Origin of the sequence: Yimella lutea, from assembly GCF_006715095.1 — a bacterium.
GTDB classification, from domain to species: Bacteria; Actinomycetota; Actinomycetes; order Actinomycetales; family Dermatophilaceae; genus Yimella; species Yimella lutea.
Genome location: NZ_VFMO01000001.1, coordinates 1000883 through 1014588, shown reverse-complemented (window position 1 = coordinate 1014588; position 13706 = coordinate 1000883). Strand labels below are relative to the sequence as shown.

Here is a 13706-nt window from a genome sequence, read left to right as displayed (position 1 = left end):
ATGAAGGATCATTGACGACCAAGGGGGCCCGCCACGCACACCGACCACGACACCACCGGAATCGAGCACGAACTCGACCGAACAGGATCGACGCGGACGATCTGCTGCAGGAGACGCCGGCTGCGGTGAGCGGTTGAGCGATCAGGCCGGCGAGGACGCGCTGCTGGACGCGGTCTCTTCGCCGGTGCCACCCGGGCCGAACATGCCCGCGTCGCCCATGCTCTTCATCGCCTCGTCGAAGGACATCGTCTGCGCGGCCGGCGGAGCGACCACCCGCACCGGGACGTTCCATTCGGAATAGCGAACGGTCATCTTCGCCGGCCCCATCGCGTCCTTGGGTAGTTCGCCATCGGCCATCGCGCCCTGGAACGACGACAGGTCGGCGACGACCACGACCGGCCGTTCGGAGGCGTCCAGCCAGTAGTCGTAGCTGACCGTCTTTCCGGCGAGCCTGGTGCGTGCCTGCTTCATCTCCTTGGCCATCGACGAGGACGCGGAGGCACCTGCGCCGGAGACGACGGTGTCGAACATCTTCTGCATGGCATCGAGCATCGCGGTCGCCGGCACTGCCACCCGGTAGTGAGCGCCGTCCTTCTCGTCACCCACGAAGGTCACCGCGGCCTTGGCCATGGCGCCACGCTGCAGATCCCCTTGCGCCATCGAGGTCATCGACGACAGCGCCATGCTCATCATCTTGCCCATCGGAGACTCGGTGTTCTTGTCGACAACGACCCAGGACTTGCCGTTCTGGCGCTCCTGCGGCGGGATCGGGAAATAGAGCGAGCCGTCGACGATCCGCATGGAACCGCTCTCGCTGTCGCTCATCTCGAGGTCGGTGCGGTTCGGGCCGGGCTTGGCCACGGCCATCTTCATCGTCTCCTCGCCGGGCACCGACAGCGCCAGCTTCACCGACTTCGCCGCATCGACCGCACCCCACACCGTGTCGGTGAACGCAGCCGCGTCGACCTTCCCACCGGCAGCCGGCTTGGTGAACGACGATGCCGTCGTCGAACTCGACGAGGTGGCACTCGCAGCAGTCGACGAGGTGGTTTTCAGGGACGACGTCGACGACGGCGCACTCGTGCTCGCCGGCGAGGAGGCGGCGGGCTGTTCGGTCGGCTGCTGGCCGCAGCCCGCGAGCGACACGACGGTGATGGCGGCGACTGCGGCGGCAGCGATGGTGCGCATGACTCTCCCCTTGCTGACGTTGCGACGGGCGACGGGCGACGACCGTGCCTGATCAGATTACGACGGCACACTCCATTCGGATGCCGTTGTCACGCAACCGTGACCCGAACCTCAGGAGGACGAGCTGGATGTGCGGGCAGACGCCGTCGGGGACAGCTTCTCCACCTCGGCGAAGGTCTTCCACGACGAGGGCGCCTCGATACTCAACTCGTCGCCGTACCCGGTGTACTTCGCGTAGTCGCGACCCGACTTCGAGCCGCCCCCCTTCGTCGGCTCGAGGTACACCAACGGCCGGTTCTGCGGGTCGAGGAAGACCTCGAGCGTGTACTGCGTGGCGCCATCCTTCGCCTTCGCCTTGTCGAACGACTTCTTGATCTCCGGCACCGCGAGCAGGTCGCAACCGTGCGCCTTCATCGAGGCGACCTGCTTGTCCATCAGTGCAGCACCGGTGGCGGTGACCGCATAGTGGGTGGCCTGGACGCCGCCGATGGTGGTCTGCCCCTTGACCACGGCCTCGCCCGCACTGAGCATGTCGGCGGCCACGCGCGGGTCGAGCTCTGCGATCTGCGAGGTGTACGTGGCGACGAACTGTTGCTCCAGCGGGCTCGGTGTCTGGGACTGCTTCACCCAGTTCTTCGACCGGCGGTCATACCCGTAGACCACACCGTCGACCGCGATGACGTCCCGCTTGCTCGAACCGCCGTCGGTGAAGGCGGCCGTCATCGGGTCGTCCAGCTTCAGCTGCACCGTGTCGGTGAGGCTGTCCGAGCTCGGGGACGAACTTTGCGCAGAACCGAGGTTGCCGGAGTAGTACTTCACCGTCTTGGCGTCCGTGAGCGCCGCGTGGATCTGCTGCGCCAGGGTCGCTCCCGGGACCTTGCTGCCCACCGCCTGTGCCGCAGAGGACGATTCGCTGCTGCTCGTGCTCGACGTGGACGTCGGTGCCACACCCGAACTCGTGCTGGTGCTCGATGAGGTGGTCGCGCTGCTCGTGCCGGACGTCGGAGCCGGATTGACCTTGTTGTCCTGACATCCCGTGAGCGCCAACGCACTCGCCAATGTGACCGTGACTGCGATCTTTCGCATGGCTCCCCCTCCGGGCGCTCGACCCCCTGCCGAGCACTCCCCCAAAGGTAGCCCTTCGGGACGCGTCAGTCGTCGAGCCGTTCAGCCGCTTCGAGCCATTCCATCTCGAATTGATCGCGTTCGGCGTGTATCTCCCGCAACTGCGCGTCGAGTTCGGCCGCCTTGACGTGATCGGTCGCGGCCTCGAGCAACTGCTGGTGCAACCGCTGCTCGCGCTCGGCGCTGCGGGCCAGTGACTTCTCGAGACGGGCGACGGTCTTGCGAAGTTCGCGGACCTCTCCGGCCGACAAACCGGCGGACGCCGCGGCAGGAGCCGACGCTGACGTGGGCGCCGTGGAAGCCTCCGATCGCGTTGCGGCAGAACGAAGTTCGAGGAACTGCTCCACGCCGCCGGGTAGTTCACGGATGCGTCCGTCGCCCAACAGCGCGACCTGACGGTTGCACATGCGCTCCAGCAGGTACCGGTCGTGGGAGACGACGAGCAGGGTGCCGGCCCAGCCGTCCAGCACGTCCTCCATCGAGGTGAGCGTCTCGATGTCGAGGTCGTTGGTGGGCTCGTCGAGCATCAGCACATTGGGTTCGGTCATCAGCAACCGCAGGAACTGCAGCCGTCGACGCTCACCACCGGAGAGATCGGAAACCCGGGTCTGCTGACGAGAGCCGCTGAACCCCAAGCGTTTGGCCAGGGACGACGCACTCGTCTCCTTGCCCTCGAGCATGATGTACGACTTCACCTCGGTGATCGCGTCGATCACCTTCAGCCCCATCACCTCGTCCAGTTCGCGCAGTTCCTGGGTCAGGAAGGCCAATTGGACGGTGCGGCCCTCCTTGCGCTTGCCGGCCGACAGCGGGTGCAGGCCGGCGATCGCGCGCAGCAGCGTCGACTTGCCGGCGCCGTTCACTCCGACGATGCCGGTGCGCTCGCCGGGAGCCAGCCGCCAGGTCTGCTTGGTGATCAGTTCGCGATCACCCACGCTGACCGACGCGTCCAGCAGGTCGATGACGTCCTTGCCGAGACGGGTCGTCGCGAAACGCACCAGTTCGACCTCGTTGCGTGGGTCGGGCTCGCTTTTGATGAGTTCGTTGGCAGCGTCGATGCGGAACTTCGGCTTCGAGGTACGGGCGGGCGCTCCCCTTCGCAGCCAGGCGAGTTCCTTGCGCAGAAGGTTCTGTCGACGGTCCTCGGTGGCCGCAGCCACCCGTGACCGCTCGGCCTTCGCCAGCACGTACGCGGCGTATCCGCCTTCGTACTGCTCGACCCGTCCGTCGACGACCTCCCAGGTGAGGGTGGCGACGGCGTCCAGGAACCACCGGTCGTGGGTGATGGTCACGAGCGCGTTGCCCGCCGTGGCCCGCCGGGTGGACAGGTAGGTCGCCAGCCACTGCACGCCCTCGACGTCCAGGTGATTGGTCGGCTCGTCGAGCAGCAGCACGTCGGGGTCGTCGATCAGCAAGCGCGCCAACGAAACTCGACGCCGCTCACCACCCGACAAGGGTCCGACGAGTGCGTCGTGACCGCCGACCGCCGACAAGGAGACCCCGCCGAGCAGGCCGTCGAGGATCTCCCGGACGCGGGCCTGACCGGCCCATTCGTGTTCGGCGAGATCACCGAGCACCGCCTCGGCGACGGTGGACTCGGGCGACAGGCCGTCCTGCTGGGTGAGCACCCCGACGGTGAGACCTGCGGTGCGAGTCAGGCGACCCGAATCGATCGGTTGCTTGCCGGCGAGCACCGACAGCAGCGTGGTCTTGCCACCACCGTTACGGCCCACGATGCCGATCCGGTCACCGGTGCCCACACCGAGAGAAACTTCGTCGAGCAACTGCTGGGTGCCGAGCGCAAGCGAAATCCGCTCGGCAGCAATGAGATTCGCCATCGATCCTTCAGACAGTTCGGATATTCGAAACGACCCGCGCACCCGGGTGCGGGCCACCGGCCGACACCACGTCGTCCGCGACCCCGCTGGCCGTGAGCCCCACCATCAGGTCGAGAGCAGCCGCACGGTCGGCACACAGGAAAGCCACGGTCGGGCCGGAGCCGGACACGATCGCACCGAGCGCGCCTTCGGCCAAACCGGTGTCGATCGTCTTCTGCAGTTTCGGCATGAGGGAGATCGCCGCCTCCTGCAGATCGTTGGACAGGGCCCCCGCGAGCTCGCGGGGGTCGCCGCTGCGCAGCGCCGCGATCATCTCCTCCGGAGCCTGCGGGAGCGGCACCTTGCGTCCCTTGTTGAGTCGGTCGAACTCCGCGTACACCGCGGGCGTCGACAGCCCGTCGTCCTGCAGGGCGAAGACCCATTCGTAGCGACCGGTGGTCAGCACCGGAGCCAACTGGTCACCGCGGCCGGTGCCGAGCGCGGTGCCGCCGGCGAGGATGAACGGCACGTCGGCGCCGATGTCGGTGGCCAGCTCTTGGTGGTCGAGTTTGGTGAGCTGCAGGTCGAACAACTGGTCGATCGCGATGATCGCAGCGGCCGCGTCGGCCGATCCGCCGGCCATTCCACCGGCGACCGGGATCGACTTGTCGATCGTCATCGAGACCGGACCGGCCTCGAAGCACTCGTCGGCGAGCCGCTGCGCCACGCGCATCGCGAGGTTCGAACCGCCGGTCGGTACGCGGTCGGCGTACGGGCCGGTGACCGTGCACTCCCAGCGCTTGGACGGACGCACCGTCACGGTGTCGGTCAGGTCGACGGCGTGGAACACCGTCGCGAGCGGGTGGTAGCCGTCGCCCTGCACCGGGCCCACGCCGAGGCACAGGTTCACCTTCGCGGGTGCGCGAACCGTCACCCCTGGTTGTTTGGCGGCCATGTCTGCACCCTATGCGTTCGACGGGGCGGCGCGAGCCGCCGCGAGCGCAGCGAAGTCATGCACCGACAGGCGCTCCCCGCGCAGGGTCGGGTCGATGCCGGCCCGGACGAGTGCCTCTTCGGCTGCGGCAGGCGATCCGGCCCATCCGGCGAGCGCCGCACGCAGGGTCTTTCGGCGTTGCGCGAACGCGGCGTCGACGCACGCGAACACCTGCGCCGCCGGCACATCGGTGCGCGGCGGCTCCCGGCGAACCATCGAGACCAGACCGGAGTCGACGTTCGGCGCGGGCCAGAAGACATTGCGCCCGACCTTGTCGGCGAGGCGCACGTCGGCGTACCAGGCGGCCTTCACGCTCGGCACTCCGTACACCTTGCTGCCGGGCCCGGCCGCGAGCCGCTCGGCGACCTCGAGTTGCACCATCACCAGCACCTTCTCGATGCTCGGGAAGCGCTGCAGCATCGACAGCACCACCGGCACCGAGACGTTGTAGGGCAGGTTCGCGACGAGCGCGGTGGGCTGGGGGTCGGGCAGTTCGGTGACCGTCAAGGCGTCCTGCTGGACGACGCGCAACCGGTCGAGCACGGCGGGCGCCATCGTCTCGACGGTCTTGGGCAGTTGTTCGGCCAGGCGCCGGTCGATCTCGACGGCGACGACCTGACGTACCTGCGGCAGCAGCGCCAGGGTCAGCGAACCGAGTCCGGGACCCACCTCCACCACGACGTCGTCGGCGCCGACACCGGCCAGCCGGACGATCTTGCGGACCGTGCCCTTGTCGATGACGAAGTTCTGTCCCCACTGCTTGGTCGGGCGGATGTCGAGCCCGGCCGCGAGTTCACGGATCTCGGCAGGCCCGAGCAAGGCCTCGTCGGCGGCAGGCTGGTCAGTCACTCCGCGAGCCTAACGACAACAGGAAAGTGGACGCTGTTGCGCCCACTTTCCTGTACTACCGCTGTAGTGACGATGCCTCGATCAGCCGGCAGCGTGTGCGCAGCCCCACGGCTGCAGCCCGGCCTGGGCGTACAGCTTGTTGGCGATGGTGATCTGCTGGGCGCGGGAGGCGAGGTCGGCGCGCGGCGCGAAGGCGGTGCCGCCCATCGCGGCCCAGGTGCCCTGCGCGAACTGCAGGCCGCCGTAGTAACCGTTGCCGGTGTTGATCGACCAGTTGCCGCCGGACTCGCACTGGGCGATCCGGTCCCACATGCCCGCGTTGCTGGTGTTGCCACCGGTGGCCTTCGGCGTGGCCGGAGCCTGGGTGGTGCGCGACGGAGCCGCAGCAGCGACCTTGGTGCCGACGGCAACGACCTCGTTCACGGGCTGCTGCACGGTCTCACGCTTGGCGACCACGACGTTGGAGATGCGGCCCTGCAGGAGGGTCTGGGTCAGCGTGACCTTCTGGGTGCCGGCGACGCCGCGCTGCACGACCTTCGTGGTGCCCTTGGCGAGTGAGGAGTCCTTGCGGCTCACGACGTCGAACGCCAGAACGCGGTGTTCCACGACGGTCTTGAGGACGGGACGCGCGGCCGAACGGGCGGCGCGGGTGCTCTGCGATGCACGGGCCGGGGCGGCAGCCGATGCCGTCGCGGACGGCTTGGCAACAGCCTTCGAGGTGGTCGCCTTGGCGGCGGTCGAGCTCGAGGTGGTCGAGCTGGAGGTGGTCGAGCTGGAGGTGGCGGACGAGGACGAGCTGATGCTCGACGCAGCGCTGGACGTCGAGGACGTCGGCACCGGGGTGTTCGCAGCGGTGTCGCCGGAACCGCCACAGGCGGTGAGGCTGAGTGCGGCCACGACGGCGGCGGCAGCGACGGTCATCGAGCGGGTGGGCGTGCGGAAGTTCAAAATGTCTCCAATAACGTACGGTTCCCCGGCGACGGACGCTCGCGATCGGTGTCGGCTTCGACGAGCCGTACGTTCTCGCACTGGTCCCCGGAAATGTCCGGGGATTCGGCCACACGTGACCGGGCGTCCGAGGTGTGTCACCACGGGACTAGCCCATCAACCGTGACTCATGGACCGACAAAAGGTCAAATTTTGGTAACGAGGTGTGCGTCACCACGGTCCGTAGATGGCCTCACTGTTGTCCGAGACCGCCTGGCACAGCGCGGGCACGGAGACATTGAGGACGTCCGCCATCAGACGGACCGTGATCGGCGTCAGATAGGGCGAGTTCGGGGCTCCGCGGTGGGGTGCCGGAGTGAGATACGGTGCGTCGGTCTCGACCAGGACCTGCTCCAGCGGGGTCACCGCGAGCGCGTTGCGCAACGGTCGCGCGTTCTTGAAGGTGACCGTGCCCGAGTAGCTGAGGAAGTAACCGCGGTCGACACACTCACGGGCCATCGCGACGTCGCCGGAGAAGCAGTGCAGCACCACCTTCTGCGGCGCGCCCTCCTCGGCCAGGATCCGCAGCACGTCGTCGTGGGAGTCGCGGTCGTGGATCTGTAGCGCCTTACCGGTGCGCTTCGCCAGGTCGATATGCCATCGGAACGAATCCTGTTGCGCCGCAACGCCGTCCGGACCCGTACGGAAGTAGTCGAGGCCTGTCTCCCCGATCGCTCGGACGCGCGGGTGCGCGGCCAGCCGTTCGATCTCGTCCCACGCCTGGCGCAGGTCGCCGCGCGCCTCGTGCTTGGGCGCCTCGTTCGGGTGGATCGCGATGCCGCCCAACAACTCCGCATGCCGGTCGATGACCTCGACCGTCCAGCGGGCCCCGTCCAGATCGCAACCGACCTGCACCATGCGGTTGACCCCGACCCGCTTGGCCGCGGCGATCGCGTCCGCGACGTCGACGGGGCCCTGACCCTCCCGGCTGATGTCGAGATGGGTGTGGTTGTCGACGATCGGCAGGGGCAAGGGATCCGGCGCCGCCGGCGGCGTCGAGTGTGAGGAACCCTGCGTGCCGCTCATGCTTGCGGCTGCCCCAGCCGCGCGTTCTCCTCCTCGACCACGGACGGGTCGAGCTTGGTGAAGATCGGCGTCGGCTTCGCGATCGGCGTGCCGACGGTCACCGGGCGCGACTCCCAGCGCGGGGTCGAGGTGTACTCGCCGGTGATGATCGGGTAGCCGCGCGACTCGTCGTCCAGGTCGCGCACCTGCTCCAGGCGGGGCATCGGCATGAACTCGGTGATGCCGAACACCTCGGCGACCTTGTTGGAGGAGTGCGGCAGGAACGGCGCCATCATCGTGTTGAGATCGAGCACCGCCTGCGCGAGCGTGTGCAGGACGGTGGCCAGGCGTTCGCGCTGGTCGTCGCCCTTGAGCTTGAACGGCTCGGTGTCGGACACGTACTTGTTGGCCTCGCGCACCAGGCGCATCACTTCGGCGATGGCCGGCTTCTGGCGCTGCTCGGCCAGCATGTCGCCGACCGTCGCGAAGCCACCGGTGATCTGCGCCAGCAGCGCTTCGTCGATCGGCTCGAGCGAGCCGGGTGCGGGCACCTCACCGAAGTTCTTGGCGATCATCGCGGCGGTGCGGTTGACCAGGTTGCCCCACCCGGCGACGAGTTCGGAGTTGTTGCGCTGCACGAACTCCTCCCAGGTGAAGGTGGAGTCCTGCTGCTCCGGGCCGGCGGCGCAGATGAAGTAGCGCAGCGCGTCCGGGCCGTAGCGGGCCACCATGTCCTGTACGTAGATCACGTTGCCGCGGCTGGTCGAGAACTGGCCGGCGCCGAGGTTGAGGAAGCCGGACGCGACCACCTCGGTCGGCAACTGCAGGTCGCCGTAGCCGCCGGGCTCTCCGCCCTTGTCCCCCTTGCCCATGTAGGCCAGCAGTTCGGCCGGCCAGATCTGGGCGTGGAAGGTGATGTTGTCCTTGCCCTGGAAGTAGTAGGACTTCATCTCGGCGTTGTTCCACCACTCGCGCCACTTCTGCGGCTCGCCCAGGCGCCGCGCCCATTCGATGGACGCCGACAGGTAGCCGATGACCGCGTCGAACCAGACGTACAGCCGCTTGTCGTCCCAGCCCTCGACCGGGATCGGAATGCCCCAGTCGATGTCGCGGGTCATCGCGCGCGGGTGCATGTCCTTGGCGATGTTCTTGGCGAAATTGATGACGCCCGGACGCCAGGTGCCGGCGGAGTCGACCTCGTCCAGCCACTGCTGCAACGCGTCCGCCAAGGCCGGCAGGTCGAGGAAGAAATGCTTGGAGTCGACGAACTTCGGCGGCTGCCCGTCGACCTTGCTGATCGGGTCGATCAGGTCGATCGGGTCGAGTTGGTTGCCACAGTTGTCGCACTGGTCGCCGCGCGCTTCGGGGTATTTGCAGATCGGGCAGGTGCCCTCGATGTACCGGTCGGGCAGGGTGCGTCCGTTGACCGAACTGACCGCGGTCTGCGTGGTCTGCTCGATCATGTATCCGTTGTCGTGGATGCCGCGGAAGAGTTCCTGCACGACCGCGTAGTGGTTGCGTGTGGTCGTGCGCGTGAACAGGTCGTAGGACAACCCGAGGTCGGTGAGGTCCTGGGCGATGACCGCGTTGTACTTGTCGACGATCTCCTGGACGCCGACGCCCTCCTTGTCGGCCAGCACCAGGATCGGCGTGCCGTGCTCGTCGGTGCCGCTGACCATCAGGACGTCGTGGCCGGCCATCCGCATGTACCGGCTGAACACGTCGGAGGGCACCCCGAAACCGGCGACGTGGCCGATGTGGCGGGGACCGTTGGTGTACGGCCAGGCAACTGCGGACAAAACCTTCATGGTCACCCATCCTAGGAGTGCGATCGGCGTGCTCCGCGCGGGCTTTCCCGGAATGCGAAGTCGCGCCGCTACGTTGGTTGCATCGGTTGTTCGACCGCCGCCAGGATGGTCGCCGAAGTTTGCAGGAGGATGCGGAATGTTCGCAGCCTTGACCGGTGCCGGCCTGTCCGCCGCAGCCGGGTTGAACGCCTACGTCCCGTTCTTGCTCGTCGCGATCGTGGCGCGGTTCAGCGACGTGATCACGTTGCCGGCGAGTTTCGAGTGGATCGAGTCGCCGTGGGCGATCGGTGGCGCCACGCTGCTGCTGCTGACCGAGGTGGTGCTCGACAAGATCCCGGCGGTCGACAGTCTCAACGACATCGTCGGCACCGCCGTGCGGCCGACCATCGGTGGTGTGGTCGCGGCGGCCACCTCGTCGGCGGGCACGCTGGACAACTCCACGTTCATGACCGAGAACCCCTGGATCTCCGCGATCGGCGGTGGCCTCATCGCGGCCGTCGTGCACGCCGGCAAGGCGAGTGCCCGCCCGTTGATCAACACCGCGTCCGTCGGTCTGGGCGCCCCGATCGTGTCGACCGCCGAGGACGTCAGTTCCATCGGTCTGTCGTTGATCGCGATCTTCATCCCGGTGCTCGTCATCGTCGCGCTCGCCGTCCTGGCGTGGGTGATGTGGCGCCTGATCCGTCGGGTGCGGCGGTACGGACGGCGGCGGCGCGACGCCGAAGCACTTGTCTAGCCGGCCGGCCCCGTCCGGGCGTCCGTCGGTTCGACTGCCGCTCGGTCTGATGGCGGCCGGGCTCGTGCTGGTGCTGCTGGCCGGTTACTGGTGGTGGCAGCAGTCCCGGCAACCGACCCTGCGGTCGATGACCGAGGGCACCGTCACCTCGCGCGCGGCCGACGGGGACAACCTCGCTCTCGAGGTCAGGTTCCGGGCCGGTGGATCGACGCACACGGTCGAGGGACGTGTGGACAAGGACGCGTTCGAGTGGCAGGGCTCCAAGGTGTGGGTCTGTTACGTCACCGACGACCCGGACGAAGCCACGATTCGACTGCCCTACGACCCGCTCTGCAACGTCAAGTAGCCGGAAAACGCTGGTCGAGTCGGTACGGGGCCCCGAAGGGCGAGTGCCGCGATCGAGACCCCCAAACGCTGGTCGAGTAGCGAGGGAGCGTGAGCGACCGAGCGCGGTCGAGACCACGCGAGATCCGCTGGAAGACAACCACATCGGGCAGGTTCACGTCGTCCTCACCTGGTCTCGATCGCGGCACTCCGCTAACGCTCCGCACCTACTCGACCAGCGTTCTTGCGTGGTCTCGATCCCTTCGACACGACGCTCGTCCCTCGCGTCGGCTCAGGACAAGCGCGAGAGTCCGCTAACGCTCCGCACCTACTCGACCACCGTGGGTTCAGCGGGCGGCGAGGGCCGCGTCGTAGAGGGCCTTCTTGGACAACCCGGTCTCCTGGGCGATGGCGGCGGCGGCGTCCTTGAGGCGGTCGCCCTCGGCGACGAGTTCGAGCACCTGCGGGACGGCGTCCTCGACCGTCGTCCGGACGGCCGGGGCGCCTTCGACGACGACCGTGATCTCGCCACGGGCGTGCTCGACCGCCCACTGCGCGAGATCGGCCAGGCCGCCGCGCTTGATCTCCTCGTAGGTCTTGGTGAGTTCGCGACAGACCGCCGCCCGCCGGTCGGCGCCCAGACCGTCGGCGAGCGCCTCCAACATGTCGGCCAATCGGTGGGGCGCTTCGAAGAAGACCATCGTTCGGCGTTCGGCAGCGAGGTCGGAGATCTGTCGCGACCGCTCCCCCGCTTTGCGGGACAGGAACCCCTCGAAGCAGAACCGGTCGACCGGCAGACCTGAGACCGCGAGCGCCATCAGGACGGCGGACGGCCCGGGGACGCAGGTGATCCGCAGGTCGCGCGTGACCGCGTCCGCCACGACGCGGTAACCCGGGTCGGACACCGACGGCATGCCGGCGTCCGTCACCACCACCACGCGTCCGCCGCGGGCAACGGTGTCGACGAGCTCGGTGGAGCGGGACGCCTCGTTGTGTTCGTGGTAGCTGATGATCTTCGCCGACGTGGTGATTTCGAGCGCGTCCATCAGCCGACGCAGCCGCCGGGTGTCCTCCGCGGCGACGACGTCGGCCTCCCGCAATTCCTGGGCGAGCCGGGGCGCGGCGTCCCTCGGGTCGCCGATCGGAGTCGCAGCCAGCACCAGCACACCTTCAGCCATGAGTCGCAGCGTAGTTTCCCTCGCCCGGGTATTACGCTCGCCGGGTGTCTTCCCTGACCGCCGAGCGCGAGGCGCTGCGACGACGATTGCTCGGTCGACCCCGTACGGCGCAGGAGAAGCTGTGGGCCTGGCTCGGACCGGCCATCATCACCGTGATCGGTGGAGTCCTTCGCTTCTGGGAACTCGGACGCCCGCATCAACTGGTCTTCGACGAGACGTACTACGTCAAGCAGGGCTGGTCGATGATGCAGTACGGCTACGAGATGAAGCCGACCCAAGCGGTGCAGGACGGCAAGGCCGCCGACTCGTTGTTCACGATGGGCAACTGGCAGCAGGGTGTCTACGGCACCGAGGCCGACTTCATCGTCCACCCACCACTTGGGAAATGGCTGATCGGCGCCGGCGAGTGGATCTTCGGCATCGACAACAGCATCGGCTGGCGCTTCGCGGTCGCCCTGATGGGCACGCTCGCGATCTACCTGACCGGACGCGCCGCCTGGCACCTGTTCCGTTCTCCGTTGCTGGCGATCATCGCCTCCCTACTCATGGCCTTCGAGGGCCAGGAGTTCGTGATGTCGCGCACCGGGATCCTCGACATCATCGTGATGTTCTGGGCGCTGGCCGCGTTCGTCGCGCTGCTGGCCGATCGTGAACGTACCCGCGGGATCCTCGCCGACAAGGTCGCTCGAATGAAGATTGAGGGCACCTGGACCGAGGACAAGGCCGCGTGGTCGGGGCCGTTCCTCGGGCTGCGTCCCTGGCGCTGGGTCGCGGGCCTGTGCATCGGACTCGACCTGGCCACGAAATGGTCGGGTGGCTTCTTCCTGGTCTTCTTCGGTCTGATGACCGTGTGGTGGGATCTCGGCGCGCGACGCGCGGTCGGCAGCCGCCACTGGATCAGCGGCACGATCTTCAAGGACGCGCTCCCGGCGATGGTCTTCATGATCCCGGTGGCACTCGCGACCTACCTCGCGACCTGGTGGGGCTGGTTCGCGTCGAAGGACGCGTGGGGCCGCAACTGGGCCGCGAACAACCCGGCCGACAAGGACTCCGGGCTGTCTGCGGACAGCTCGCTGTTCGGCTGGATGCCTGACTCGATGCGGTCGCTGTGGCACTACCACCAGGAGATGTACACCTCGGCCGCGAGCATCGTCAGCCCGCACAACTGGGAGTCGAACCCCTGGTCGTGGATGATCCAGTCGCGCCCGACGCTCTTCTTCGCCGAGTGGCCGAACCGCGGCGCCGAGGGCTGCGAGGTGGCCAAGTGCGCGAAGGTGATCAACCCGATCGGCACGCCGCTGATCTGGTGGTTGGGCACGATCGCGCTCGTGGTGTTGATCTTCCACTGGGTGCTCAAACGTGACTGGCGCGCACCGGCGATCCTGGCCGGAATCGCGGCCGCTTGGCTGCCCTGGTTCTCCTATCAGGAGCGGACGATCTTCACGTTCTACTCGGTGGCGTTCGCCCCGTACGTCGTGCTTGCCGTCGTGTTCGTGCTCGGGCTGTTGCTCGGGGCGCCGGACGCGTCCGCGCAGCGCCGTAAACGGGGCATGATCGCGGTCGGCGCCATCGTCGTCGCCTGCGTGGCGATGTTCGTCTTCTTCTGGCCGATCTACACCGCGCAGGTCATCCCGCACAGCCACTGGCAGGCGCGGATGTGGCTGCCCAGCTGGTCCTGATCCGGTAGTTGCTCCG

13 protein-coding genes are annotated in these 13706 nt (G+C 67.7%); 4 read left to right on the top strand and 9 right to left on the bottom strand.

Annotated elements, in window-relative coordinates; all coding sequences use genetic code 11:
* Positions 1–141: 141 nt before the first annotated feature.
* Entirely contained in the window at positions 142–1188 is a 1047-nt protein-coding gene (locus FB459_RS17175) for a hypothetical protein (protein ID WP_170221715.1), read from the bottom strand.
* A gap of 111 nt (positions 1189–1299) precedes the next feature.
* Entirely contained in the window at positions 1300–2076 is a 777-nt protein-coding gene (locus FB459_RS04820; RefSeq protein ID WP_141927641.1) for a hypothetical protein, read from the bottom strand.
* Here FB459_RS04820 and FB459_RS17170 point away from each other — a divergent pair.
* Entirely contained in the window at positions 2066–2218 is a 153-nt protein-coding gene (locus tag FB459_RS17170; protein WP_170221713.1) for a hypothetical protein, read from the top strand. The two genes, FB459_RS04820 and FB459_RS17170, sit on opposite strands and share 11 nt — an antisense overlap.
* A 121-nt stretch (positions 2219–2339) precedes the next feature.
* On the opposite strand, the gene FB459_RS04815 is transcribed toward FB459_RS17170, so the two are convergent.
* The 6 genes from FB459_RS04815 to metG all read right to left on the bottom strand — a co-directional run bounded on the left by FB459_RS04815 (position 2340) and on the right by metG (position 9773).
* Positions 2340–4151: an ABC-F family ATP-binding cassette domain-containing protein gene (locus tag FB459_RS04815; RefSeq protein ID WP_141927640.1), complete on the bottom strand. Its 1812-nt coding sequence runs from the start codon at positions 4149–4151 to the stop codon at positions 2340–2342.
* A gap of 7 nt (positions 4152–4158) precedes the next feature.
* Positions 4159–5085, bottom strand: a complete 927-nt coding sequence (locus FB459_RS04810) for a 4-(cytidine 5'-diphospho)-2-C-methyl-D-erythritol kinase (RefSeq protein WP_141927639.1) — start codon at positions 5083–5085, stop codon at positions 4159–4161.
* A gap of 9 nt (positions 5086–5094) precedes the next feature.
* Complete coding sequence (gene rsmA, locus FB459_RS04805) at positions 5095–5973, bottom strand: 16S rRNA (adenine(1518)-N(6)/adenine(1519)-N(6))-dimethyltransferase RsmA (RefSeq protein ID WP_129625321.1); 879 nt, start codon at positions 5971–5973, stop codon at positions 5095–5097.
* A gap of 81 nt (positions 5974–6054) precedes the next feature.
* Positions 6055–6921, bottom strand: coding sequence for a resuscitation-promoting factor (locus FB459_RS18025; RefSeq protein ID WP_129625320.1), 867 nt, complete (start codon positions 6919–6921; stop codon positions 6055–6057).
* Between the two features lie 210 nt (positions 6922–7131).
* Positions 7132–7986, bottom strand: a complete 855-nt coding sequence (locus FB459_RS04795; protein WP_141927638.1) for a TatD family hydrolase — start codon at positions 7984–7986, stop codon at positions 7132–7134.
* Positions 7983–9773 carry a methionine--tRNA ligase gene (metG, locus tag FB459_RS04790; RefSeq protein ID WP_141927637.1) on the bottom strand — a complete coding sequence of 597 codons (1791 nt, stop codon included), beginning with the start codon at positions 9771–9773 and terminating at the stop codon, positions 7983–7985. Before metG ends, FB459_RS04795 begins: the two co-directional genes overlap by 4 nt.
* Before the next feature lie 136 nt (positions 9774–9909).
* Between metG and FB459_RS04785 the strand changes: the two genes are divergently transcribed.
* Together FB459_RS04785 and FB459_RS04780 are read left to right on the top strand one after the other, a co-directional pair.
* Positions 9910–10509: a DUF4126 domain-containing protein gene (locus tag FB459_RS04785; RefSeq protein ID WP_141927636.1), complete on the top strand. Its 600-nt coding sequence runs from the start codon at positions 9910–9912 to the stop codon at positions 10507–10509.
* Between the two features lie 49 nt (positions 10510–10558).
* Positions 10559–10855 carry a DUF3592 domain-containing protein gene (locus tag FB459_RS04780; RefSeq protein ID WP_170221711.1) on the top strand — a complete coding sequence of 99 codons (297 nt, stop codon included), beginning with the start codon at positions 10559–10561 and terminating at the stop codon, positions 10853–10855.
* Between the two features lie 325 nt (positions 10856–11180).
* On the opposite strand, the gene rsmI is transcribed toward FB459_RS04780, so the two are convergent.
* Entirely contained in the window at positions 11181–12011 is an 831-nt protein-coding gene (rsmI, locus tag FB459_RS04775) for a 16S rRNA (cytidine(1402)-2'-O)-methyltransferase (protein ID WP_141927634.1), read from the bottom strand.
* Between the two features lie 44 nt (positions 12012–12055).
* Here rsmI and FB459_RS04770 point away from each other — a divergent pair, with 44 nt between their 5' ends.
* Positions 12056–13690 carry a dolichyl-phosphate-mannose--protein mannosyltransferase gene (locus tag FB459_RS04770; protein WP_246092319.1) on the top strand — a complete coding sequence of 545 codons (1635 nt, stop codon included), beginning with the start codon at positions 12056–12058 and terminating at the stop codon, positions 13688–13690.
* The last annotated feature ends 16 nt before the right edge of the window (positions 13691–13706 follow it).